Origin of the sequence: Actinophytocola sp. NPDC049390 (assembly GCF_044466355.1) — a bacterium.
Classification (GTDB): domain Bacteria; phylum Actinomycetota; class Actinomycetes; order Mycobacteriales; family Pseudonocardiaceae; genus Actinophytocola.
Genome location: NZ_JBITMQ010000010.1, coordinates 342,309 through 365,712, shown reverse-complemented (window position 1 = coordinate 365,712; position 23,404 = coordinate 342,309). Strand labels below are relative to the sequence as shown.

The 23,404-nt window shown below is 73.0% G+C and carries 21 protein-coding genes; 13 read left to right on the top strand and 8 right to left on the bottom strand.

The window, feature by feature from the left end; all coding sequences use genetic code 11:
• The first annotated feature begins 264 nt into the window (after positions 1-264).
• Both ACIBVP_RS27860 and ACIBVP_RS27855 read left to right on the top strand, forming a co-directional pair.
• Complete coding sequence (locus ACIBVP_RS27860; protein ID WP_396109305.1) at positions 265-912, top strand: hypothetical protein; 648 nt, start codon at positions 265-267, stop codon at positions 910-912.
• 10 nt (positions 913-922) lie between these two features.
• A complete protein-coding gene (locus ACIBVP_RS27855; RefSeq protein ID WP_396109304.1) occupies positions 923-1,585 on the top strand; it encodes an MOSC domain-containing protein in 663 nt (220 codons plus the stop codon).
• Between the two features lie 54 nt (positions 1,586-1,639).
• On the opposite strand, the gene ACIBVP_RS27850 is transcribed toward ACIBVP_RS27855, so the two are convergent.
• Both ACIBVP_RS27850 and ACIBVP_RS27845 read right to left on the bottom strand, forming a co-directional pair.
• Positions 1,640-2,140 carry a pyridoxamine 5'-phosphate oxidase family protein gene (locus ACIBVP_RS27850; RefSeq protein ID WP_396109303.1) on the bottom strand — a complete coding sequence of 167 codons (501 nt, stop codon included), beginning with the start codon at positions 2,138-2,140 and terminating at the stop codon, positions 1,640-1,642.
• A 3-nt stretch (positions 2,141-2,143) separates the two neighbouring features.
• Positions 2,144-2,449 (bottom strand): hypothetical protein, encoded by a 306-nt coding sequence (locus ACIBVP_RS27845; protein ID WP_396109302.1) that lies wholly within the window; start codon positions 2,447-2,449, stop codon positions 2,144-2,146.
• A 309-nt stretch (positions 2,450-2,758) separates the two neighbouring features.
• On the opposite strand from ACIBVP_RS27845, the gene ACIBVP_RS27840 reads away from it, so the two are divergent.
• A complete protein-coding gene (locus ACIBVP_RS27840; protein ID WP_396109301.1) occupies positions 2,759-5,263 on the top strand; it encodes an ATP-dependent Clp protease ATP-binding subunit in 2,505 nt (834 codons plus the stop codon).
• A gap of 55 nt (positions 5,264-5,318) precedes the next feature.
• Here ACIBVP_RS27840 and ACIBVP_RS27835 read toward each other — a convergent pair whose 3' ends face one another.
• Positions 5,319-6,032, bottom strand: a complete 714-nt coding sequence (locus tag ACIBVP_RS27835; RefSeq protein ID WP_396109300.1) for a hypothetical protein — start codon at positions 6,030-6,032, stop codon at positions 5,319-5,321.
• A 136-nt stretch (positions 6,033-6,168) separates the two neighbouring features.
• Here ACIBVP_RS27835 and ACIBVP_RS27830 point away from each other — a divergent pair, with 136 nt between their 5' ends.
• The 10 genes from ACIBVP_RS27830 to ACIBVP_RS27785 all read left to right on the top strand — a co-directional run bounded on the left by ACIBVP_RS27830 (position 6,169) and on the right by ACIBVP_RS27785 (position 18,721).
• Positions 6,169-6,735, top strand: a complete 567-nt coding sequence (locus tag ACIBVP_RS27830) for a D-glycero-alpha-D-manno-heptose-1,7-bisphosphate 7-phosphatase (RefSeq protein ID WP_396109299.1) — start codon at positions 6,169-6,171, stop codon at positions 6,733-6,735.
• Positions 6,732-7,772: a glycosyltransferase family 9 protein gene (locus ACIBVP_RS27825; protein WP_396109298.1), complete on the top strand. Its 1,041-nt coding sequence runs from the start codon at positions 6,732-6,734 to the stop codon at positions 7,770-7,772. Before ACIBVP_RS27830 ends, ACIBVP_RS27825 begins: the two co-directional genes overlap by 4 nt.
• A gap of 31 nt (positions 7,773-7,803) precedes the next feature.
• Positions 7,804-9,030, top strand: coding sequence for a glycosyltransferase (locus ACIBVP_RS27820; RefSeq protein WP_396109297.1), 1,227 nt, complete (start codon positions 7,804-7,806; stop codon positions 9,028-9,030).
• Positions 9,027-9,629 (top strand): SIS domain-containing protein, encoded by a 603-nt coding sequence (locus ACIBVP_RS27815; protein ID WP_396109296.1) that lies wholly within the window; start codon positions 9,027-9,029, stop codon positions 9,627-9,629. Before ACIBVP_RS27820 ends, ACIBVP_RS27815 begins: the two co-directional genes overlap by 4 nt.
• The gene (rfaE2, locus tag ACIBVP_RS27810; protein WP_396109295.1) at positions 9,626-11,029 is read left to right on the top strand and encodes a D-glycero-beta-D-manno-heptose 1-phosphate adenylyltransferase; all 1,404 of its coding nucleotides are present in this window, start codon (positions 9,626-9,628) and stop codon (positions 11,027-11,029) included. Before ACIBVP_RS27815 ends, rfaE2 (ACIBVP_RS27810) begins: the two co-directional genes overlap by 4 nt.
• Before the next feature lie 17 nt (positions 11,030-11,046).
• Positions 11,047-11,739: an SDR family oxidoreductase gene (locus ACIBVP_RS27805; protein ID WP_396109294.1), complete on the top strand. Its 693-nt coding sequence runs from the start codon at positions 11,047-11,049 to the stop codon at positions 11,737-11,739.
• 12 nt (positions 11,740-11,751) lie between these two features.
• On the top strand, positions 11,752-13,119 hold the full coding sequence (locus tag ACIBVP_RS27800; RefSeq protein ID WP_396109293.1) for an aldehyde dehydrogenase family protein: 1,368 nt from the start codon (positions 11,752-11,754) through the stop codon (positions 13,117-13,119).
• A complete protein-coding gene (locus ACIBVP_RS27795; RefSeq protein ID WP_396109292.1) occupies positions 13,116-14,180 on the top strand; it encodes a glycosyltransferase family 9 protein in 1,065 nt (354 codons plus the stop codon). Before ACIBVP_RS27800 ends, ACIBVP_RS27795 begins: the two co-directional genes overlap by 4 nt.
• Positions 14,177-15,655, top strand: coding sequence for a D-glycero-beta-D-manno-heptose 1-phosphate adenylyltransferase (gene rfaE2 / locus ACIBVP_RS27790; protein WP_396109291.1), 1,479 nt, complete (start codon positions 14,177-14,179; stop codon positions 15,653-15,655). The genes ACIBVP_RS27795 and rfaE2 (ACIBVP_RS27790) overlap by 4 nt, the downstream gene beginning before the upstream one ends.
• Positions 15,656-15,769: 114 nt before the next feature.
• Positions 15,770-18,721, top strand: coding sequence for a BTAD domain-containing putative transcriptional regulator (locus ACIBVP_RS27785; protein WP_396109290.1), 2,952 nt, complete (start codon positions 15,770-15,772; stop codon positions 18,719-18,721).
• 10 nt (positions 18,722-18,731) lie between these two features.
• On the opposite strand, the gene ACIBVP_RS27780 is transcribed toward ACIBVP_RS27785, so the two are convergent.
• The 5 genes from ACIBVP_RS27780 to ACIBVP_RS27760 are packed head-to-tail and all read right to left on the bottom strand — an operon-like array spanning position 18,732 to position 23,394.
• On the bottom strand, positions 18,732-19,571 hold the full coding sequence (locus ACIBVP_RS27780; RefSeq protein WP_396109289.1) for an NAD(P)H-binding protein: 840 nt from the start codon (positions 19,569-19,571) through the stop codon (positions 18,732-18,734).
• Positions 19,568-20,398 (bottom strand): hypothetical protein, encoded by an 831-nt coding sequence (locus ACIBVP_RS27775; RefSeq protein ID WP_396109288.1) that lies wholly within the window; start codon positions 20,396-20,398, stop codon positions 19,568-19,570. The genes ACIBVP_RS27780 and ACIBVP_RS27775 overlap by 4 nt, the downstream gene beginning before the upstream one ends.
• The gene (locus ACIBVP_RS27770) at positions 20,391-21,326 is read right to left on the bottom strand and encodes a DMT family transporter (protein ID WP_396109287.1); all 936 of its coding nucleotides are present in this window, start codon (positions 21,324-21,326) and stop codon (positions 20,391-20,393) included. Before ACIBVP_RS27770 ends, ACIBVP_RS27775 begins: the two co-directional genes overlap by 8 nt.
• Entirely contained in the window at positions 21,323-22,693 is a 1,371-nt protein-coding gene (locus tag ACIBVP_RS27765; protein ID WP_396109286.1) for a TrpB-like pyridoxal phosphate-dependent enzyme, read from the bottom strand. Before ACIBVP_RS27765 ends, ACIBVP_RS27770 begins: the two co-directional genes overlap by 4 nt.
• Complete coding sequence (locus ACIBVP_RS27760; protein WP_396109285.1) at positions 22,690-23,394, bottom strand: transglutaminase family protein; 705 nt, start codon at positions 23,392-23,394, stop codon at positions 22,690-22,692. The genes ACIBVP_RS27765 and ACIBVP_RS27760 overlap by 4 nt, the downstream gene beginning before the upstream one ends.
• Between the last annotated feature and the right edge of the window lie 10 nt (positions 23,395-23,404).

The window sequence follows — 23,404 nt, the reverse complement described above, 5'->3', positions numbered from 1 at the left end:
CTCAAAACCGGCACCCGCTACGACGAAACAACCGCCTGGTCGCATCACGTCAACTCGGTTGCGGCTTGACATTCAAGCTCCTGGGATGTCTTTCGTGGCTGCTTCGCGTTGGGCTGATGGTACCCCATGGGGGTATGGGTATGAAACCGGTTGTACGGGATTCCTCTTGACCCTGACAAGAACTCCTTGCACTGCGCTGGTAATGAACTCGCACCTGACTCGCGCGCCTGGACGCCCCCTGATATCCGGTGCTCATATACCCGTATGGGCGACATCGTGACGCGCGCGAAGACCGAGATCGCCAAGCAGGCGACCGGGAACCGGTTCGTCGACCTCCTCGAGGCGGGCACGGTGCCGGAGGAGCGGTTGCGGTGGCTGGCCGCGGAGCTGACCCGGCTGGTCACGAGCGACCAGCGCAGCCAGGCACTGCTCGCGTCACGCTTCCCGGCCCCGCCGGCGGGCGACCTGTTCCTGACGCTCGCCCAGGGCGAGGCGGAGGCTTTGCGTCTGCTGGGGGACTTCACGTCGGCGGTCGGCATGAGCGCGGCGGAGCTGGCGGCGTACGAGCCGCTGCCGCTCGCGCAGGCCTATCCCGCGTACCTGACACAGGTGGCCGTGCACGGGTCCAGTGGCGCGATGGCGTTGGCGCTGCTGGCCAACGTGGACGACTCCGGGGACACGTACGCCCGGGTGGCGGCCGCGCTGCGCGGTCGTTACGGCATGTCGGAGAAGGCCGTCGGCCACTTCCTGTTCTTCGCGGAGACCCCGGGGGAGCTGCTGGACCAGGCGGGCGAGGTCCTGGCCGCCGGTCTGGCGAACGGCGAGGACCCCGACGAGGCCGTCCGCACCGCCCGGATCGTCGCCGGGCTGGAGACCGCTTTTTGGGATGCTCTCGCGGAAGGGATCGCCTAGTCTCGGCGACATGTCCCTCGTCCTGTCCGTGAACGTCGGTGTGCCGCGCGCGAACCCGTGGAAGCCGACGGGTACCACCGGCATCGACAAACGCCCGGTGCCCGGCCCGGTCGCGGTGCGCGCCCCGGGGCCGAAGGGCACCGGCGCGGTCGGCCTGGCCGGCGACCGCGTCTACGACATCGAGCACCACGGCGGCGACGACCAGGCGGTGTACGCCTACGCCCGTGAGGCCCTCGACCGCTGGGCCGCGCGCCTCGGCAAACCGTTGGCGGACGGGGGGTTCGGGGAGAACCTGACCACGCTCGGCATCGACGTGGACGCCGCGCTGATCGGCGAACGCTGGCGGATCGGCGCGGAGGTGCTGCTGGAGGTGTCCTGCCCCCGGATCCCGTGCGGCACGTTCCAGGGGTGGATGGCCGACCGCGGGTGGATCAAGACGTTCACGGCGGCCGCCGAGCCGGGTGCCTACCTGCGCGTGCTCGAACCCGGCGAGATCAGCCCGGGGGACGTGCTCACGGTGGAGTCCCGGCCGGAGCACGACGTGACGGTCGCGCTGGCGTTCCGCGCGCTGACCGCCGAACCGGAGCTGCTGCCCCGCCTGCTGGTGGCGGACGCGCTGCCGGAGGAGGACCTGGCCCGAGTCCGCCGCCGCCTGAACGCGCCGACGCACTGAAGGACCCCTTCGGTGCGTTGCGGGTGCTGATGGGGTCGCGTGACGGCGGCCCAGCTACAAGTCGGCCAGGTCTGCCAGCGGTACCTCGACCCGTCTGTCGATGCGGTCCTCCACCCACGTGCTCGTGTCGACGAGCCACCACTGCTCCACCTCGACGACGTACACCCGGTGCGGTGCGGGTGGCACGAGCAGCGACACCGGCAACGTCCACTCGGCACGGTCACGCGCGTCCGGCAGCACGGCGTCGTAGAACGTCGCGTGGTGTTCGGCCACCTCGGCAGGGGACAGCTCCCGGCACGTGCCAGAGAACTGTGCCCCGTCGACGGCGAGCAGGTCCCCGCCCGCCACGAACAGCGAACCCGCGACCTGCGGCCGGGTGCTGACGTCGGTGCTGTGCCGGGACCGCACCGCCGACCCGAACAGGAACCGCAGCGGGTCGGCGAGCCACGCGTACTGCAGCACCGCCGACCACGGCTGTTCCTCGGTCGACACGGTCGCCAGCGACAGGTACTTCGCCGACTCGAGCAACCGGCGGGTGCGGGTCACCAGGTCCACTGGTCAGGCGGCCTTCGCGGCGCGGTGGCGCAGCAGCACGGGCAGCGCGGCCACGTCGTTGGCGACCGCCGTGGACATCGACTCGACGTCCACCCACGGCGACAGCCACTTCACCTCGCCGGGCTCGTAGCCGGGCACGTTCTTCTTGGGGTTGCGCGACACGCCCGGGTGCAGCAGCAGGTGCTTCACCACCTCGCCGCGGGTGACGACCCAGGCGCGGAAACCCTCCGGGAACTCGACGGCGACCGCCGGGCCCTGCGCCCGCAGTTCGTCGATCTGCGTGCTGGGGGTGGCGCTGAACCCGATCATGTTGCCCCTCCTGGGAAGTGAGCGCGACCACCGGCCGCCGGTGATGAGCCGAGGCGACACGGCGAAACTAACCACGCTGATCGCGGGGCGAAATGCTGGAATCGGGCTCGTGGGGCGGTGGTGGCCGGGAACGCGCTGGCCGTGGCCGGTTCTCCAGTCGTACCAGTGCGGAATTCCAGGGAAATTCACTGTGTGTGGCGAGTTTCGCGCGATCGGATGACAACCGGCACCGCCTGCGCGCGTGTTTGTGACCGGCCAGTGTGGAAAGTCCTTCGGACGGAGTTTCGATCGCCGACAGGGAAGGTGACCATGACCGGCTTCTACGGGCCAGGCGGCTTCGGCGGCAGCCCCTTCGACGACTTCCTCGCCCAGTTCTTCGGCGGCCCGGCGGGCGGTCGGTCCCGTCCGATCGACATCATCCGCTTCCTCAGCGACCAGGCACGCGAGGTGCTCGCGATGGCCGCGGGCCAGACGGCCCGGTGGGGACGCACGGACCTCGACACCGAGCAACTGCTGTGGGCGGCGCTGCAGCACCCGGCGCTGCGGGCGTCGGTCGAGGGCGCGGGCGCCCACCCGGACGACCTGGCGGCCAGGATCGAACGCGACTCCCAGGCCGGCGAGCCGAGGGACGGGCCGGTCCGGCTCGCCCCGGCCGCCAAACGCAGCCTGCTGGACGCCCACCGGATCTCCCGCGGCCTCGGTGCCTCCTACATCGGCCCCGAGCACCTGCTGCTGGCGCTCACCGCCAACCCCGACTCCGGTGCCGGCCGCCTGCTCGCGGAGGCACGGGTGACGCCGGAGACCCTGGCCGAGCGCGGCCGCCAGGGCGCCGTGCCGCAGCCGCGGTCGGGGACGGAAACCCTCGACCAGTTCGGCCGTGACCTCACCGACCTGGCGAAGGCGGGCCAGCTCGACCCGGTTGTCGGCCGCGACCGTGAAATCGAACAGACGGTCGAGGTCCTGTCCCGTCGCCGCAAGAACAACCCGGTCCTGATCGGTGAGGCTGGTGTCGGCAAGACGGCGATCGTCGAGGGCCTCGCGCAGCGGATCGCCGACGACGACGTGCCGGAGCAGCTGGTGGGCAGGCGCGTGGTGCAGCTGGACCTCAACGCGATGGTGGCCGGGACGCGCTACCGGGGCGACTTCGAGGAGCGGATGACCAAGCTGCTCACCGAGATCCGCGCGCACAGCAGCGAACTGGTCGTGTTCGTCGACGAACTGCACACCGTGGTTGGCGCGGGCGCCGCCGAGGGCTCGACGGGCGCGGGCGACATCCTGAAACCCGCGCTGGCCAAGGGGGAGCTCAACATCGTCGGCGCGACCACCCTCGACGAGTACCGCACCAACATCGAGAAGGACCCGGCGCTGGAACGCCGTTTCCAGCCGATCCTCGTCCCGGAACCCACCGTGGCCGACACGATCGCCATCCTGTGCGGCCTGCGGGACCGCTACGAGGCGCACCACCAGGTCCGCTTCACCGACGCGGCACTCGACGCGGCCGCGACCCTCGCGGACCGGTACGTCACCGACCGGTTCCTGCCCGACAAGGCCATCGACCTGCTGGACCAGGCGGGCGCCAGGGTCAGCCTGCGGCAGCGGCGCGGCGCCACCGGGGCCCGCGCTCTCCAGGACCGCCTGGAGCGCCTGACCAGGGAGAAGGACGAGGCCGTCGGCGCGGAGGACTACGAGCGCGCGTCCGCGCTGCGCGACGAGCTGACGTCGGCCCGGGAGGAGCTGGCACGCATCCGCGACGACGGCAGGCCCCAGGACGTGGCCGAGGTGGACGTCGAGGACATCGCGGACGTGGTGTCCGGCCTGACCGGCATCCCGGTCCGGCAGCTGACCGAGCACGAGCGGGAACGCCTGCTGGCCCTCGACGAGCACCTGCACCGCAGGGTGATCGGCCAGGACGAGGCCGTCCAGGCGGTCGCCGAGGCTGTGCGGCGGTCCAGGACCGGCATGGCCGAACCGAACCGCCCGTCGGGCAGCTTCCTGTTCCTCGGCCCGACCGGCGTCGGCAAGACCGAACTGGCCCGCACGCTGGCGGAAGCCCTGTTCGGCGACGAGAACCACCTGATCAGGCTCGACATGAGCGAGTACGGCGAGCGGCACACCATCAGCAGGCTCGTGGGCGCGCCGCCCGGCTACGTCGGCTACGAGGAGGCGGGCCAGCTGACCGAGGCGGTGCGGCGCAGGCCGTACTCGGTGGTCCTGCTGGACGAGATCGAGAAGGCCCACCCCGAGGTGTTCAATATCCTGCTGCAGGTTCTCGACGACGGCCGCCTGACCGACGGGCACGGCCGCACGGTCGACTTCACCAACACCGTCCTGGTCATGACGAGCAACCTGGGGTCGGACCTGATCACCGCGGGCACGCAGGGGGCCCTGGGGTTCGCGCCGGTCGACGAGACCGACACGGAACGGAGCCTGCGGGAACGGCTGATGCGCGTGCTGCGGGACTCGTTCCGCCCGGAGTTCCTCAACCGCATCGACGAGATCATCGTCTTCCGCAGGCTGGAGGAGGACCAGCTGCGCCAGATCACGGAGATCATGCTGGAGCAGACGAAGCGGCGCGCGCACGCGCAGGACATCGCGCTGGAGGTCACGCCCGCGGCGGTGGCGTGGTTGAGCGGGCGCGGTCACCAGCCGGAGTTCGGTGCCCGCCCCATGCGCCGCACCATCCAGCGCGAGGTGGACAACACCCTGTCCCGCATGATGCTCGACGGCTCCCTCACCGCGGGCGCACGGGTGCGGGTGGACGTCACCGACGACGAACTGCGGTTCGACGTGTCGGAACCCGCGCTGAGCCCCTGACGAGCAGCCCGTCGGCCTGGTGACGCCGGGCCGACGGGCCGGGCCGACTGGCCGTTCACGGGTGCCGCAACAGCACACCCACGCCGTCGGTCAGCGGAAGGTCCTCGGGCGCGACCAGCACGTCGGCGCCGACGACCAGCGCCGCCATGGGCAGGGCCTCGTCGGCGCGCTGGTGGTCGACGGGCATGCCCAGCGCACGCAGGTCGGCCTCCTCCTCGGCGACCTGGTCACGGTGTGTGCCACCGACCCACACCGCGCGATCGCGCAACGCGCCCTCGACGATCACGAGCGCGTCGGCGTTGCCCGCCCGCAGCGCGGCGGCGCACCGCCCGACTCCCTGCACCACGGGGCCTTCCGGCCGCGCGGACTCGAACATGAACTGGTCGAACACGGTCCGGTCCCCGGACCCGCTCACCGCGTCCTCGCGGGCCCGCCCGGCGGCGACCAGCGACGCCTCCGGCGCCCGGACGGCGTGCCGGGGCACCAGCGGGAGCAGATAGGGCAGGTCGGACACCCGCGCCACGGCCGCATGCGGTGTCCACGCGGGCGACATGTCGACGAGCACGCCGTCGCGGGTGGCGATGAGCCCGCGACCGGCGGCCGTCCCGCGACCCAGGGCGTCGTCGAGGGCGGCCAGCACCGCCGGATCCGCGTCCTGCACGGACAGGCAGTGCCGGAGCACGTTCCACTCGACGACATCGGACGGGAGGTATACCGACACGAACGGGCCGTGGACGGACACCAGTTCCCGAATCGACTCACAGTTCACAGCGCCCTCCCGGACAGACGTGTTCGCCGCCGGACTACCCACCCGTCCTCCGCTCAATCCTCATGCACCCCAACGGTTCCCGCACGCAGGCCAGTCACGCTGAGTAGTAGTTGTCACCGCCTGGTTTACCTGCACCGTGCCCGGCAAGCCCTTCGACGTGAAGCCGTCAGCCGAGGTCATGGCGGTGCTGTTCGACCGGGACGGCACGCTGGTCGAGGACGTGCCCTACAACGGGAACCCCGCCCTCGTCCGCCCGCGACCCGGCGCGCACGCGGCGGTGAAACTGTTGCGGGACAGGGGAATCCGGCTCGGTGTCGTGACGAACCAGTCCGGCGTGGCCCGGGGCAGGCTCACGGAGGGCCAGGTGCGGCTGGTGAACGCCAGGCTGGCCGAGCTGCTGGGCCCCTTCGACGACATGCGGTACTGCCCGCACGGCCCGGACGACGGGTGCGGCTGCCGCAAGCCCGCGCCGGGCATGGTGCACGACGCGTGCCGGGCACTGGGTGCCCGGCCCCGCTCGACGGTGCTGATCGGCGACATCGGCGCCGACGTCGACGCCGGCGCCTCGGCGGGCGCGATCCCGATCCTCGTGCCCACCCCCGTGACCCGGCGGGCGGAGATCGACAACGCCCCGCTCGTGGCCCCGGACCTGGTCACCGCGGCGTACTTCGCGGTCGACCTGCTGCTGGGGGTGCGGGCGTGAACAAGGTCCTGGTGGCACGGCTGGACAGCGACGGTGACGTGCTGCTGGCGGGCCCGGCGATCCGCGCGGTGGCCGCGCGGGCCGAGGTGACGCTCCTGTGCGGACCGGCCGGGGAGCAGGCCGCCGCCCTGCTCCCCGGGGTGGACCGCACCATCGTGTGGTCGTGCCCGTGGATCGCGGCCCACCCCGACCCGGTCCGGCCCGCGCAGATCCACGAACTCGTCGACCGCCTCAGCGCCGAGTGCTACGACCAGGCGCTGGTCCTGACCTCGGCACACCAGTCCGCCCTGCCGCTGGCGCTGGTGCTGCGGATGGCCGGGGTGCCCCACATCGCCGCCATCTCCGCCGACTACCCGGGCACGCTGCTCGACGTCCGCCTGCGCCCGGGCCGGGACTTCACCGACGACGCCCCCGAACCAGAACGCGCGCTCGCCGTGGCCCACGCGGCGGGGCACCACCTGCCCGCCGGCGACGACGGCGCGTTGCGGGTCCGCACGCCCCCGGACGTGTCGCACGTGACCGGCGCCGGCCCGTACCTCGTCCTGCACCCCGGCGCCACCGTGCCCGCCCGCCGCTGGCCCGCGCACCGCTGCGCCGAGGCCGTCGAGGCACTCACCGCGCGCGGCCACCGCGTGCTGGTCACCGGCAGCCCGGGCGAGAAGGACCTCACCGCCGAGGTCGCCGGGGACACCGGCGTCGACCTGGGCGGCGCCACCGGCTTCGCGGAGCTGTCCGGCGTACTCGCGGGCGCCGACGCCGTGATCGTCGGCAACACCGGCCCCGCGCACCTCGCCGCCGCCGTCGGCACGCCGGTCGTGTCCCTGTTCGCACCGGTCGTGCCCGCCGTGCGCTGGGCGCCCTACCGGGTGCCGACCGCGCTGCTCGGCGACCAGAGCGCTGCCTGCCGGGGCACCAGGGCCCGCGAGTGCCCGTTACCCGGCCACCCCTGCCTGACCACCGTGACGGCCGAGGACGTGGTCCACGCCGTCGACGAACTACGACAGTCAGCCCACTTGAGCCCCCAGGTGCCGCGCTGAGCCATCCGTTCGATCCCGAGGGGACAGCCAGATGCGCATAGCAATGATCTCCGAACACGCGAACCCACTCGCCGCGCTCGGCGAGGTCGACGCGGGTGGCCAGAACCTGCACGTCGCCGAACTGTCCGCCGCGCTCGCCGCCGCGGGGCACGACGTCACCGTCTACACGAGGCGGGACGACCCGGTCCAGTCCGCCGACCGGATCACCCCGCAGGGCTACCGGGTGGTGCACGTGCCCGCCGGGCCCGTGCGGCCACTGCCCAAGGACGAACTGCTCCCGCACATGGGTGAGTTCACCCGCTTCGTGGAGCGGGCGTGGCGGACCGACCGGCCGGAGGTCGTGCACTCGCACTTCTGGATGTCCGGACTGGTCGCGGTCGTCGCCGCGCGTGCGCACGGCATCCCGGTGCTGCACACCTACCACGCGCTCGGCACCGTGAAGCGCCGCCACCAGGGCACGGCGGACACCAGCCCCGACCAGCGGATCGGCATCGAGCGGATGATCGGCCGCACCGCCGCCGGGATCGTCGCGACCTGCGGCGACGAGGTCACGGAACTGGCCAGGATGGGCGTGCCGAGGACCAACGTCTCGATCGTGCCGTGCGGCGTGGACTGCGCACAGTTCACCGCGGAGGGCCCGGCCGAGGACAAGGCGCTGCCCTTCCGCGTGGTCAGCGTCGGCAGGTTGGTGCCGCGCAAGGGGTTCGCCGACCTGATCGCGGCGCTGCCCGGCGTCCCGGACACCGAGCTGGTGATCGTCGGCGGCCCCGAGCACGCCCGGCTCGCTTTCGACCCGGAGGTGCGCAGGCTGCGCGCGCTGGCCGAGAAGACGCGGGTCGCCGACCGGGTCCGGTTCACCGGTCAGGTGCCGAGGGACCGCATGCCCGGACTGCTGCGCTCCGCGGACGTGGTGGCGTGCGTGCCGTGGTACGAGCCGTTCGGCATCGTGCCGCTCGAGGCGATGGCGTGCGGGGTGCCGGTGGTCGCGACCCGGGTCGGCGGGCTGACGGACACCGTCGTGGAGCACGTGACCGGAGAGCTGGTGCCGCCGCGCAGGCCCGCCGCACTGGCGACCGCGCTGCGGACGATGCTGGCCGACCCGATCCGGCGGTCGTTCCTCGGCGGCGCCGGACGCGACCGGGCCGAGTCGCGGTACCCGTGGCGGCGGATCGCGGAGGAGTGCGTGCGGGAGTACCAGCGGTGCGCCGAGCTCGCGCAGACCGGCGCGATCACGGTCGTGGGGAGCGCCGCGCGATGACGTTCGCGAGGTTCACCGACCGCCTCGCCGAGGTCGAGCGCGTCGTCGGGGTGCTGCGTGCCGAGACCCCCCGTGTCACGCGCTGGGGCGAGCTGCTCGCGGAGCGGCTGGGTGCGGGCTGCCGGCTGCTCGCCGCGGGCAACGGCGGCTCCGCCGCCGAGGCTCAGCACCTGACCGCGGAGCTGGTCGGCCGGTTCGAGGAGGACCGGCCCGCGTTCTCCGCGATCGCACTGCACGCCGACACCTCCAGCCTGACCGCGATCGGCAACGACTACGGGTACGCGGACGTGTTCGCGAGGCAGGTGCAGGCCCACGCGCGACCCGGCGACGTGCTCGTGCTCCTGTCCACCAGCGGCCGCAGCGAGAACCTGCTGCGTGCCGCCGACACGGGCCGTGACCAGGGCGCGACCGTGCTCGCGATGACCGGCCCGGCACCCAACCCGCTGTCCGAACGCGCCGACGACGTGCTGGCCGTGCCCGGCTGCACCGCCACCGTGCAGGAGGCGCACCTGATGTCGGTGCACCTCGTGTGCGCCGCGTTCGAGGCCGCCGTGCGCGCGACCACCGTGCCCGCGACCACGACGAGGAGGGCGTCATGAGCCTCGTGATCGTCGGCGACTGCCTCCTGGACGTCGACCTGGTCGGCTCCGTGGGCCGGGTCTGCCCGGACGCACCAGCGTTGGTGGTCGACGAGGACACGCGCAGACCGCGTCCCGGCGGTGCCGGGCTCGCCGCGCTGCTCGCCGCACGGGCCGGTGAACCGGTCACGCTCGTCACCGCGCTCGCGGACGACGACGAGGCCGAGGTCCTGCGCACCCAGCTCGGCCGGGTGCCGGTGGTCGCGGGCCCCGCGAACACGCCGACGCCGGTGAAGACCCGGGTGCGTGCCGCCGGGCACACCCTCGCCCGGATCGACCGCACCCGCGCGGGCACCCCCACGGTCACCGCCGAGATGCTGGCCGCGCTGCGCTCCGCCGACGCGGTCCTCGTCTCCGACTACGGCCGTGGCCTCACCGAGGACGCGGTGCTGCGGAACGTGCTCACCGAACTCGCGGGCCGCGTGCCCGTGGTGTGGGACCCGCACCCGAAGGGCGCGTCGCCGGTACGGGGCGTCACCCTCGCCACCCCCAACCTCGACGAGGCGCGGCGCATGTCCGGGCAGTCCGGTGACGGCGTAACAGAAGCCGAGGCCGCCGCGACGATGCTGCGGGCCCGGTGGCGGGCGGGCGCGGTGGCCGTGACGCTGGGCGGGCGCGGCGCGCTCCTGGCCTGGGTCGACGGCGATGTCGACGGCGGGGTTGGCGGCGGGGTTGGCGGCGGGGAGGAACGGACCAGGCTGGTCCCGGCCCCGCCCGTGGCCGTCGCGGACCCGTGCGGCGCCGGTGACCGGTTCGCGGTCGCGGTGACCGCCGCGCTGATGCGGCACGAGACCGTGCCCGCCGCGGTCGAGCAGGCCGTCGCCGCCGCGGCCAGGTTCGTCGCCGACGGCGGCGCCGCCGAGATCACCGGCGGGTCGTTCCCGGACGGGACACCGGACGACGACGTCGCCGCCGCGTGTCACCTGGCCGACCAGATCCGCGCGCGGGGCGGCACGGTCGTCGCCACCGGCGGCTGTTTCGACCTGTTGCACGCCGGGCACATCCGCACGTTGTCCGCCGCCCGCGCCATGGGCGACTGCCTGGTGGTGTGCATGAACTCCGACGACTCCGTGCGCGCGCTCAAGGGCCCGGGCAGGCCGCTGAACGGCGAGGCCGACCGGGCCGAGGTACTGCGCGCGCTCGGCTGCGTCGACCACGTCGTGGTGTTCGCCGAGACCAGCCCGGAGCGCGTGCTCGCCGAACTGCGCCCCGACGTGTGGGTGAAGGGCGGCGACTACACCCCCGAAACCCTGCCGGAGACCGAGTTGGTGCGCGGCTGGGGCGGCGAGGTCGTCGTGGTGCCCTACCACGACGGCCGCTCGACCACCCGGCTCGCGCGCATGCTGAGCGAAACCGGCTGACCGCCAAGGAGAACCACGTGTCTACTCAGGACAAACCGCCCGTGCTCGTCTCGGGCGGGTCGAGCGGCCTCGGCGCCGCGGTCGTCGCCGCGTTGCACGAGGCGGGCACCCCGGCCGTCGTGCTGGACAAGCAGTCACCCACCGGGCCCGCCACGGACTTCCGCCTCACCGACGTGTCCGACAGCGCCGCGACCGAGGAGGCCGTGCGGTCGCTCGCCGACGAGCACGGCCTGTCCGGCGTGGTCACCGCAGCGGGCATCGACAGCTGCGGGCCCGTCACCGAGGTGTCCACATCGGACTGGGAACGCGTGGTGCGGGTGAACCTCATGGGCACGGCCGCGGTCGTGCGTGCCGCTGTGCCGTACCTGGAGCGCGCGAGGGGCCGGGTCGTGACGGTCGCGTCGACGCTCGGCCTGCGTCCCGCCGGGGACGCGACCGCATACTGCGCCGCCAAGTTCGGCGTCGTCGGGTTCACCAGGGCCCTCGCGGTGGAGCTGGCCGGGCGCGTCGGCGTGACGCTCCTCGTGCCCGGTGGCATGCGCACCGCGTTCTTCGACGGCCGCGCCGAGCAGTACCTGCCGCCGGACCGGGACAAGCTCAACCCGCCCGAGCACGTGGCCGCGAACATCGTGCACGTGCTGCGCCAACCGCCCGGCTGCGAGGTGCGGGAACTGGTCGTCTGCCACGAGTCCGAACCGTCCTGGCCGTGAGGAGGAAGAGCCGTGCTCACCGCCCGGAACGACATCATCTCGATCAGTGACCCGGCGACCGGCCGCCCCGTCGGCAGCGTCCCGGCGGCGACAGAGGCCGAGATCTTCGACGCCATGGCGCTCGCCCGCAGGACCTTTCCCGTCTGGCGGCACACACAGGCCGCGGCACGTGGCGCCGCCGTGCGAGTCGCGGCGGCCGCGCTGCGGGAGGGCGCCGCGGAACTCGCCGAGATCCTGGAACACGAGACCGGCAAGCCCCGCGACGACGCGATGGCCTCCGTCGACGCTGGAGCGTCCACTTTGGAGCAATATGCCGAGCTCGGTCCGCTGCACCGGGGGAAGTCCCTGCACGGGTCGTGGTCGGCGACCGACCTGATGGTGCCGGAACCACGCGGGGTCGTGGTCGCGCTGACGCCGTGGAACGACCCCGTCGCGGTCGCGTGCGGGCTCCTCGGGGCCGCGCTCGTGACCGGCAACTGCGTGGTCCACAAGCCGAGCGAACGCTGCCCGCACACCGGTGAGCGCCTAGGCGCGCTGCTGCGCACCGCGTTCCCCGACGGCGTGCTGCAGACGCTCATCGGCGGCGGCGCCGTCGGCGAGCTGCTCGCCGGCCGCCAGGACGTCGACGTGGTCGCGCACGTCGGCGGTGTCACCACCGGCAGACGCGTCGCCATGGCCTGCGCACGCACCGGCGCGAAGGCGTTGCTGGAGAACGGTGGCAACGACCCGCTGCTCGTCGACGGCGACGTCGACCCGGTGTGGGCGGCCGGCCAGGCGGCGCTCGGGTCGTTCGCGAACGCGGGCCAGATCTGCGTGTCCGTCGAACGGATCTACGTGCACCAGCGTGTCAGCGAGGACTTCCTCGACGCGCTGGCCGCGCAGGCCCGCCGGTTCGACGGCCAGCCGCTCGTCGACACCGAGCACCGCGACAGGGTGCACGAGCAGGTCCGTCAGGCGCTCGCCGGGGGCGCGGAGGCGTTGACCGGCGCCACGATCCCGGACGGTCCCGGCGCGCACTACCCGGCGACCGTGCTCGCGGGTTGCACGCCGCAGATGACCGTGATGGCCGAGGAGACGTTCGGGCCGGTCGCACCCGTGATGGTGGTGCCGGACTTCGCGACCGGTCTTGCCGAGGCGGCGCATGGGCGGTACGGCCTCGCGGCGACCGTCCTCACGGCCGACATGGCACACGCGCACGAGGCCTACCGCACGCTGCCCGCGGGCACGGTGAAGGTCAACGCGGTGTTCGGCGGCGCACCCGGCGGTGCTGCGGAACCCCGCGGTGTGAGCGGCAGCGGGTTCGGCTACGGCCCCGAGCTGCTCGACGAGATGACCGCCACCAAGCTCGTGCACCTGACCGCGCCGGGCGGTACCGCGTGAAGCACCCGGCCGCCGACCTCGGCCGCCCGCCGGACTGGCAGGCGGTCGAGCGGGTGCTCGTCGTCCGCGCCGACAACCTCGGCGACGTCGTGATGACCACGCCCGCCCTGCGCGCGCTGCGGACGGCGGCGCCGCACGTGCGGATCGACCTCCTCGCGTCCCCGGCCGGTGCGCGGGTGGCGCCGCTGATCCCGGCGGTCACCGACGTGCTGACGGTGTCGCCGAGCTGGCAGCAGGCGGGCACCCCGCGCCGCGCGGCCGAGCTGGCGGCGGCGGAGGCGGAGCTGGTCGACCGGGTCCGCGCCGGGAACTACGACGCGATGCTGGTGTTCACCTCGCACAGCCAGTCGCCGTGGCCCGCCGCGCACGTCGGCATGCTCGCCGGGATCGGGCTGCGTGCCGTGCACTCCACGGAGTTCGGCGGCGCGGTCGCGACCCACTGGGTCACCCCGCCGCCGGTCGGCACCCACCAGGTCGACCGCTGCCTGCACCTGCTCGCCGCGCTGGAGGTGCCGTCCGCCGGACCCGAGCTGGAGCTGGTGATCCCACCGACCGACCGGGAGGGGCCGTACGCGGTGCTCGCGCCGGGCGGTTCCTGCCCGAGCAAGCGGTACCCGGCCGACCGGTTCGCGGCCGTGGCGCGACGGCTCGCCGACGCGGGACTCGCGGTGCTCGTGACCGGTGCGCCGCAGGAGGCACCGCTCGTCGCGGCGGTCGTCGCGGGCGCCGCACACGCGGGCGTGACCCCGCTCGGCGACGTCACCGTGCCGGAGCTGGCCGGGGTGATCGGCGGCGCGGACGTGGTGGTGTGCAACAACTCCGGTTGCCTGCACCTGGCCGACGCGGCGCGGGTGCCGGTGGTCGTCACCTACGCGGGCACCGAGGCCCGCACCGAGATGCCGCCGAGGACGACACCGGCCGCCGAGGTGCTCGGCAACGCGGTGCCGTGCGCGCCGTGCAGGCAGTTCCAGTGCCCGTACCACCAGGAATGCCTAGACCTCGACCCGTGGCACGTCGCCGCCGCGGCGTTGCGCATGACCAGGGAGGTCGCCCTGCCATGACCGATCTGACCACAGTGGACACGACGTACGCGGACGACCACGAGCTGCCGGAACTGACCCCGGACGTGCCCGCGCGCCTGGCCGCCGCCCGCCCGAGGGTGCTCGTCGTCGGCGACGTCATCCTCGACGAGTGGCTGACCGGCAACGCGGAACGCCTGTGCCGCGAGGCGCCCGCCCCGGTCGTCGCCGTCGACACGCGCACCACGGCACCCGGCGGCGCGGCGAACACGGCGGTGAACCTGGCCGCGCTGGGCGCGCGGGTGCGGGTGGTGTCGGCCGTCGGCGCCGACGACAGCGGCACGGAACTCCTCGCCGCGCTGGCGAAGGCGGGCGTGGACACGTCGTCGGTCGCGGTGAAGCACGACCGGCGCACCCCGGCGAAGCGACGCGTGGTGGCGGGGGAGCAGGTGCTGGTGCGCCTCGACGACGGGGACCGCGAACAGGCGCCGCTCGCCGGGGTGCCCGGCCTGGACGAGGAGTGGGACGCGGTCGTGATCTGCGACTACGGCACCGGTCTGCTGAGCGGACGGGTGCTCGACGCGGTGCGGGGGACACGCCCGCCGCTGGTGGTGGTGGACGCGCACGACCCGGCCCGCTGGGCGCGGCTGCGCCCCGACCTCGTCACCCCGAACGCGGAGGAGGCGGCCGCGGTGCTCGGCAGGCCGATCCCGCAGGGGGAGGCGCTGCGGTTCCTGGACGAACACCGCGGCACGCTCGCCACCCGCACCGGCGCGCACGCCGTCGTGGTGACCCTGGACCGGGACGGCGCCGTGCTGCTGGACGGCGCCCGGCCGGTGCACCGCACGTGGGCGCGTCCCGTGCCGGACAACCACACCGCGGGCGCGGGCGACACGTTCTGCGCGGCGCTGACGGTCGCGCGGTGCGGTGGCCTGCCGGCGGTGGTGGCGGTCGAGCTGGCCCAGGCGGCGGCGGACGTGGTCGTGCACCGCCCGGAGACGGCGGTGTGCACAACCGCGGACCTGGCGGAACGGCTGGGCGGTCACGGCATGGTCGCCGACCACGGGCGCCTCGCCGAGCTGGTCGCGGAGCACCGGGTGGCCGGCAGGCGGATCGTGTTCGCCAACGGCTGCTTCGACGTGCTCCACCGGGGCCACGTCGCCCACCTCAACGAGGCGAAACGGCTGGGCGACGTGCTGATCGTGGCGATCAACTCGGACGAGAGCGTCGCCCGGGTGAAAGGCCCCGACCGCCCGGTGAACGGCGTTGCCGACCGCGCCGCCGTGCTGGCCGGTCTGTCCTGTGTGGACCATCTGACGGTCTTCGACGAGGACACCCCGGTCGCCCTGCTGTCGAGGCTGCGCCCGGACATCTACGCCAAGGGCGGCGACCACCGCCCGGAACTGCTGCCGGAGACGCCCGCGGTGGAGGAGTACGGCGGCGAGGTCCGCATCCTGAGCTACCTCCCGGACCGCTCCACGTCGGCCGTGATCGAACGGATAAGGGGTGGATCCTGACCCGCTGACGCGACGTCACCGGGGCCCGGCGGACGCTGGGCGACCCAGAATCGAGCGATGGTCATGATTTCGCGCTGACACTGGACAACTCAGTCGAATACTGGGGTGGGCGCGTTGACACTGAGGCTGACACTGAGGTTACTCGGACCTGTCGAGTTCGCGGCCGGCGGCCGAGCCTGGGACACCGGCGGACCGCGGCAGCGGACGGTGCTGGCCGTGCTCGGGTTGAACGCCGGGCGGGTCACCTCGATGGACATGATCATCACTGCCGTGTGGGGGGACGAACCGCCCGGCACGGCGCGTGGCCAGGTGCAGGTGTGCATCTCCGGCCTGCGCAAGATGTTCGCGCAGGCCGGGCATCTCGACGCGATCCGCACGGTGGCGCCCGGCTACCGGCTCGAACTCGGCGCCGAGCACGTCGACGTGCTGGAGTTCGCCGAGCTGGTGGCAGCCGCGAAGGCCGACACCGGCGACGGGCGCCTCACCGACGCGGTCGGCAAGCTGCGGTCGGCGCTCGCGTTGTGGCGGGGGCCGGCGTTCGACGGGATCGACAGCGACGTGGTGTGCCGCGGCGCCACCGCGCTCGACGAGCAGCGGCTCGCCGTCGTCGAGGAGCGGGTGCGTCTCGACCTCCAGCTCGGCCAGCACCAGCAGCTGGTGCCGGAGCTGCGTGCGCTCGTCAGCGAGCACCCGCTGCGCGAACGCCTCCACGAACTCCTGATGATCGCGCTGTACCGGTCCGGTCGCCCGGCGGACGCGCTCACCGCCTACCGGGACGCCCGCACGATCCTCATCGACGAGATCGGGGTCGAACCCGGGAACGAGCTGCGTGAGCTGGAACGCGCGATCCTCAACCGCGACCCGGCGTTGAACGGCGAGCGGCCGGGCGGTGGCCGCCCACCGGAGACCGAGTCCTGCGATCCCGTGCCGAAGCAGATGCCGGCCACCGTCGCGGACTTCACCGGACGGCAGGACGAGGCCGCCGAGATCGTGCGCGTCATGACCGAGGCGGCCGGGTTCGCGGTGCCCGTCGTCGCGATCTCCGGGCGGGGCGGGGTCGGCAAGTCGAGCCTCGCGATCCGGGTGTCGCACGAGCTGGCGGACCACTTCCCCGACGGACAGCTCTACGCCGAGCTGTGCGAGGAGGACGACGACGCCGCCGGCCTGCTCGCCCGGTTCCTCCGCGCGCTCGGCGTCGCGGGGCGGGCCGTGCCCCCCACGCTCGCCGAACGCGCCGCGCTGTACCGCAGCATGCTCGCGGGCAGACGGGTGCTCGTGGTGCTCGACGACGTGCGCGCCGAGGAGCAGGTACTGCCGCTGCTCCCCGGCAGCCAGGGCTGCGCGGTGATCATCGCGAGCCGGGTCCGCCTCGGCAGCCTCCCCGGCGCCCACCACGTCGACCTCGGCCCGCTCGACACGACGACCGCCCTCGCGCTGCTGAACCGGATCGTCGGCGACCAGCGGGTACGTGCCGAGGAGGACGACGCCGAGGAGCTGATCCGGTTGTGCGAAGGGTTGCCGCTCGCACTGCGCATCGGCGGCGCCCGGCTCGCGTCCCGGCCGAACTGGCGGATCGGCGGGCTCGTCGACCGGCTGCGCGACGAGGGCCGCAGACTCGACGAGCTGTCCCACCGCAGCTGGACGCTGCGCTCCAGCATCGCGCTGACCTGCGAGACGCTCAGCGACGACGCGCGCAGGCTGTTCGAGCTGCTCGGGCTCGTCGACACGCAGGAACTGCAGGCGTGGACCGCGGCCGCGCTGCTGGACACCCGGCTCGCGCACGCCGAGGACGTCATGGACAGCCTCGTCGACGCGTGTCTGCTCGACGTCGTCGAGTACCCGCAGACCGGGCGGATCCGCTACCGGCTGCACGACCTCGTCCGCGTGTACGCACGGGAGCTGCTGGTCGAAGCCGTGCCGCGGGGTGACCGCGACGCCGCGCTCACCAGGATGTTCGGCGGCTGGCTCGCGCTCGTGGACGCCGCGCACCGCAAGGAGTACGGCGGCGACTACACGATCGTGCACAGCCCGGCGCCGCGCTGGCGGCCGCCCGGCGCCGAACCCGAGGACTACGTCGGCGGCGACGTGCTCGCCTGGTGGGACTCCGAACGCACCGCGCTCGTCGCCGCCGTGCGGCAGGCCGCACGCACCGGGTTCGTCGCGCAGTGCTGGGACCTGGCGCTCACCTGCGTCACCCTCTTCGAGGCCAAGGGCCACTTCGACGACTGGAAGGCGGTCACCCAGGTCGCGCACGACGCCGCCGAAGGCGCGGGCGACCGGGACGGGGTCGGTGCGATGCGGTACTCGATGGGCACGTGGTGCATGTTCCAGTCCCGGCTGGCCGAGGCCGACCTGCGGTTCGCCGAGGCGGTCGACGCGTTCGCGGAGACCGGCAACGAACACGGCGGCGCGCTCGCGCTGCGCAACGCGGCGCACGTGGACGGCCTGCGCGGCAGGCCCGACGCGATGATGACCAAGTACGAGGTGGCGCTCGCGACGATGCGCGCGGTCGGCGACCACATCGGCGAGGCGCACATCCTCCGCAACACCGCGCGCCACTGGCTGGACGAGGGCGACCTGGACCGGGCGAGGTCACTGCTGGAGGCCGCGCTCGCCATCTGCAGGCGGGAACGGTGCAGGCGCACCGAGGCGCAGACCACCCACACCCTCGCGGAGCTGTACCTGACCGCGGGCGAGTTCGACCTCGCTCGGGACGCGCTGCACTCGGTGCTGCGCATCGTCCGCGACGCGAGCGACAAGATCGGTGAGACGCACGCGTTGTACGCGTTGGGGGTGCTGCGCAGGCGTGAGGGCAGGCTGGACAGCGCGACGACCACGCTCACGCACGCGCTCGACCTCGCCGAGCGGGTGCGTGAGCGGATGGTGGCGGCCAAGGCTCACCACACGCTGGGGCAGATCGCGCTGCACCGGGGTGACGTCGCCGTCGCGGCCTCGCACGTGGACGCCGCCCGGGAGCTGTTCACGGAACTGCGGTCGTCGGGGTGGCTGGAGAGGACGCGGTCGTTGGCGGAGCAGATCCGGGAGCGTACCCATCTGGCCGCGTGAGGCGACGCCGTCAAGGTGTGTTGTCCTGAGCGAAGTCCTCGGCGGTGCGGGCCGGGTGGCCGGTTTCGCGGAGCACGGTGTCCGTGACCGGGATGACCAGTTCGCCGGTGGCCACGCGGTCCAGTGCCGCGGCGAGGAAGGCGCCGTAGTCGGCCGAGAAGCCGCGACCGGTCATCAGGTCCACGAACTCCGCCGCGGACACCGGCGTGTAGCGGACCGGGCGGCCCGCCGCGGTGAGCGCCGCCGCCACGTCGTGGTGGGTCAGCGCCGCCGGGCCGGTGATCGGCAGCGGGCCGGTCGGGCCGTCGGGCGCCATGGCCGCGACGCCGACCGCCGCCACGTCGCGGGCGTCGACGAACGGGATGCGGCCCTCGCCCGCGGGCAGGCGCAGCTCGCCCGCGTCGACCATGCCCGAGAACGAGCCGTGCGTGAAGTTGTCCAGAAACCAGGTCGGGCGCAGGGCAGCGGTCGCCGCCCCCAGTCCGTCCAGTGTGGACTCGGCCAGCCGTAGCGGGCTGTCCGGTTCGGCCTCCGTGACGTCCAGGCTGGACAGCAGCACGATCCGGGCCACACCGGCCGCCGCGACCGCCTCCAGCAGTGCCGGGGTGCGTTCCGGTGCGCCCGCGTGGTTGAACGGGATCAGCACGTACGCCGCGTCGCTGCCCCGGGACGCGGTCGTCCACGTCCGCTCGTCGTCCCAGTCGAACGGTTCGAACTCGCCGGAACCGTGACCCGCGGACGGGCGGCGGCCGGCGGCACGTACCCGCCAGCCGCGCTCGGCGGCGTAGCGGGCGACGTGCCTGCCGGTCTTGCCGGTCGCCCCGAACACGGTGACCGTGTACTCGTTCATACCCGCACGCTCTCCGTCGCCAGTGGCAGGTCGAACAGTCTGCCGTACCCGGTCGCGCCCGCGGACACGCCACTGGCACGCAGGCAGTGCCACAGCGCCGCCTGGTTGGACGTCACCACCGGCATCCCGAGGTCCGCCTCCAGCGGTGCCACCGCGTCGGCGGCCAGCAGCCCGTTGCCCAGCACCGCGATCCCGTCGGCGTCGGCCGGGACGAGGGCCCGCACCTGCCGGTACAGCTCGTCGGTGCGGACCTCCTGCTGGCCGTTGGCGTCCCACACCTGCCACGGTTCCCGGTCCCGCCACGCCGTGCCGAGGTCGTAGCGGACCAGCCCCGACGGTGCGAAACCCGCGTCGCCGAAGTAGCGCAGCGCGTGCGTGGCGATGAGGTCGTTGAACCACGGTGGTGCCACCAGGAACGGCCGCCGTGTCCCGGTCGCCGTGAGCGCCGCCCGGATCGCACCGGCCGCGGTGGTGACCTGGCAGCCGTGCGCCTTCTCGGCCGCCTTGGCGGCGAAGTCGTCGTCGAACCCGAGGCCACCGAAGAAGCTGCCGGTCACGAAGCACAGCGTGATGGCGTCGAGGCCGATGCGGCCGAGGTAGTCGAGCCCGGTCGCGATGTCCGGGGACTCGACCACCGTGCGCGCCGGATCGTCGCCGTAGCTGCCCGACCCGCTCTGCCTCGGGCTCGCGAACCGGGCCGTGTGCACGGTGACCCCGTCCGGCGCCATCGCCTGGAACTCCACCTCCGGCACGGTGTCCTTGTCGATCACCAGGATGCCGAGCCTGGCCCGCCACCCGGCGGCGGGCCGCCACGTCGTCTCAGCCATCGGCACACGCCGCCTTCTCGACCGGCGCCGGGGCGGGCGCGGGCTTCGGGCGGGACAGGCGGCCTTCCGCGATCGCCAGCCCGGCCATCACCGTGAGCACGCCGGTGAGCATGTTCCACGTGATGCTGTCGCCGAGCAGCGTGGTGCTCGCGACCGCGCCGACCACCGGCACCAGGTAGTTCACCGACGACGCGGTCGCCGCGCCGAGGTCGGTGATGAGCCGGAAGTACAGCACGTACGCCGCGCCCGTGCCGAACACGCCGAGCAGCAGCACGCTCACGACCACCGGCCAGGAGAACGACGGCGTCGACCAGCCGAACGCGGGCAGCGTGACCGTCTGCAGCACCAGCGCCATGATCACCTGCCCGGCGGCCTGCGCGACCGGCGACAGGCCGTGCGGCACCAGGAACTTGCGGATGTAGACGGTCTGCGCCGCGTAGCTGCACGCGGCACCGATCACCGCCAGCTGACCGGTCAGCTCACCGGGATCGCCCTGCCACGGCGCCACGATCAACGCCACCCCGGCGAACCCGATCAGGAACCCGTACAGCTTGCGCCTGCTCACCTTCTCGGTCGGCAGGAACAACGTCACCGCGGCCAGTGTCGCGAGCGGCAGCACCGCGATCAGCATGCCCGCCATGGCGGCACTCGTGCGTTGCTCGCCGTACCCCAGCAACAGGAACGGGATCACCATGCCCAGCGCGGACGCCACCGCGAGGTGACCCCACACCCTGCCCATCTTCGGCAGGCCGATCGACCACAGCATCAGGATCGCGATCAGGAACACCAGACCGAGCCCGAGCCGGGCCAGCACCAGCTGCGTCGGGGACAACCCCTCCAGCGCGGCCTTGATGAACGTGTAACTGGTGCCCCAGATGGTGCCCAGCAACAGGAACTGCACCAGGTTGGTGCGGGACATCGAGGTCATGACTGCTCTCCGGGAACGGTGGGGATGCTGGCCAGGCCGACGGCGAGCGCCTCTTCGCTGACCGAGTCGTCGGGCAACGTGCCCGCGGCGAACCGCTGGTAGGCGGACAGGTCGAAGTTGCCGTGCCCGGTGAGCCCGAACAGGATGGTCTTCTGCTCGCCGGTCTCGCGGCAGCGCACCGCCTCGTCGATGGCGGTCCGGATCGCGTGCGTGGCCTCCGGCGCGGCGAGCACGCCCTCGGTCCGCAGGAAGAACACGCCTGCCTCGAACGCGCGCTTCTGCGACTCGGCGATCGCCTCCATGTACCCCAGCTCGGTGACCCAGCTGATCAGCGGCGCGATGCTGTGCGCGCGGAGCCCGCCCGCGTGCACGGGCGGCGGCACGAACCCGTTGCCCAGGGTGTGCATCCGCTGCAGCGGCGTCATCCCGCCCGAGTCGGAGTGGTCGTAGGCGATCCGGCCGCGGGTCAGCGTCGGGCAGGCCGCGGGCTCGACCGCGATCAGCCGCACGTCCCGGCCGCCGCCCAGCTTCTCGCCGAGGAACGGGAACGCGAGCCCGGCGAGGTTGCTGCCCCCGCCCGCGCACCCGATCACCACGTCCGGGTAGTCGTCGAGCAGTTCCAGCTGCCGCTTCGCCTCCTGCCCGATCACCGTCTGGTGCAGGCAGACGTGGTTGGCGGCGCTGCCGCGGGTGTAGCCGGCGTCGGTGGAGTCGAACACCACCTGCAGCGCCTCCGACTTCGCGACCGCGAGGCTGCCCGGGTGGTCGGGGAACTCGGCGAGCGTGGCCCGGCCCGGCGCGGTCTCCGTGCTGGGGCTGGGGGTGCACTCGGCGCCGAAGGTCTCCATCATGGTCTTGCGGTGCGGCTTCTGCTCCGCCGACACCCGGACCTGGAACACCTTCGCCTTCATGCCGAACAGCGACGCGGCGAACGCGATCGCCGCGCCCCACTGCCCGGCGCCGGTGTCGGCGACCACCATGCTGCGGCCGGCCAGCTTGTTGTAGTACACCTGCGGCACCGCGCTGTTCGGCTTGAAGCTGCCGGTCGGCGCGTCACCCTCGTACTTGTAGTAGATGTGGGCGGGGGTGCCCAGCTCCTGTTCCAGCCTGCGGGCGCGGAACATCGGTGTCGGCCGCCACTGCGCGTAGAACTGGCGCACCTCCTCCGGGATCTCGATCTCGCGCTCGCGGCTGAACTCCTGCTCCACCAGACCGGGTGCGGTGGTCCGCATCATGTCCTCTGGCGTGATGGGCTTGCCCGTCCTCGCGTTGAGCGCGGGTGCCATCGGCGGCAGGTCGGCGGCGATGTTGTACCAGGTGCGCGGCAGCTCCGACGGGGGCAGCAGGTAGCGGATCTGTTCGGTCACTTGACACCTCCGGTTGCGAGCAGAGCGCGCTGGTCGGCGGCCTCGTCCTCGAGGGAACCGCTCGCGGTCACCAGGTTCGCCGCGACCAGCTTCGGGTGATGGGTCCGGAACGCGCCGATCACGAGGTCGTACGGGAAGTCGTCGAACTCGCCGTGCCAGCGCAGGAACTCCATGTGCTGCCGCCCTTGTTCGTCGAACGGGTGGTAGACGGCGTCGGCGGTGCCGTCGAAGTCCTGCGGCGTGATCCGGTACAGCATGCACAGCGTCTTGTTGAACACCGGCGTCGCCTTGAGCCACCGGCCGTTCAGGTACACCTGGGTGAGGCTGTGGAAGCGGAACAGGTCGCCGCCGACGAGCTCCCGCAACCGCGGCGACGCGAGGTGGTTGCGGACGTCGCCGTACACGACGCGGCTGGGGACGCCCACCGACCGCAGGCAGGCGGCGTAGGTCAGCGACTTCTGGATGCAGAAGCCGAAGCCGCGCTCGATGATGGCGCTCGCCTTCATCCCGGCGTTGGACAGGTCGTTGCCGTACACCTCGTAGCGCAGGCCGTCGCGCACGGCGTAGTAGAGTTTCACCGCCTTCGCGACGGGATCGCGGTCGGTGTCGTCGAGGGTCTTCGCGACGAAGTCCCTGACCACGGGGTTCTCGTAGTCCATGAACTCGGTCGGCGCACACAGGTGTCGCAGGTCTTCGGACACGATCGGGTCC

Bases quoted from the DNA above. Each gene is read 5' to 3' on its own strand.
- ACIBVP_RS27820 (WP_396109297.1), top strand. From the start codon at position 7,804: ATGCGCATAGCAATGATCTCCGAACACGCGAACCCACTCGCCGCGCTC.
- ACIBVP_RS27855 (WP_396109304.1), top strand. From the start codon at position 923: ATGTCCCTCGTCCTGTCCGTGAACGTCGGTGTGCCGCGCGCGAACCCG.
- ACIBVP_RS27815 (WP_396109296.1), top strand. From the start codon at position 9,027: ATGACGTTCGCGAGGTTCACCGACCGCCTCGCCGAGGTCGAGCGCGTC.
- ACIBVP_RS27775 (WP_396109288.1), bottom strand. From the start codon at position 20,398: ATGGCTGAGACGACGTGGCGGCCCGCCGCCGGGTGGCGGGCCAGGCTC.
- ACIBVP_RS27780 (WP_396109289.1), bottom strand. From the start codon at position 19,571: ATGAACGAGTACACGGTCACCGTGTTCGGGGCGACCGGCAAGACCGGC.
- ACIBVP_RS27840 (WP_396109301.1), top strand. From the start codon at position 2,759: ATGACCGGCTTCTACGGGCCAGGCGGCTTCGGCGGCAGCCCCTTCGAC.
- rfaE2 (WP_396109295.1), top strand. From the start codon at position 9,626: ATGAGCCTCGTGATCGTCGGCGACTGCCTCCTGGACGTCGACCTGGTC.
- ACIBVP_RS27860 (WP_396109305.1), top strand. From the start codon at position 265: ATGGGCGACATCGTGACGCGCGCGAAGACCGAGATCGCCAAGCAGGCG.
- rfaE2 (WP_396109291.1), top strand. From the start codon at position 14,177: ATGACCGATCTGACCACAGTGGACACGACGTACGCGGACGACCACGAG.
- ACIBVP_RS27845 (WP_396109302.1), bottom strand. From the start codon at position 2,449: ATGATCGGGTTCAGCGCCACCCCCAGCACGCAGATCGACGAACTGCGG.
- ACIBVP_RS27770 (WP_396109287.1), bottom strand. From the start codon at position 21,326: ATGACCTCGATGTCCCGCACCAACCTGGTGCAGTTCCTGTTGCTGGGC.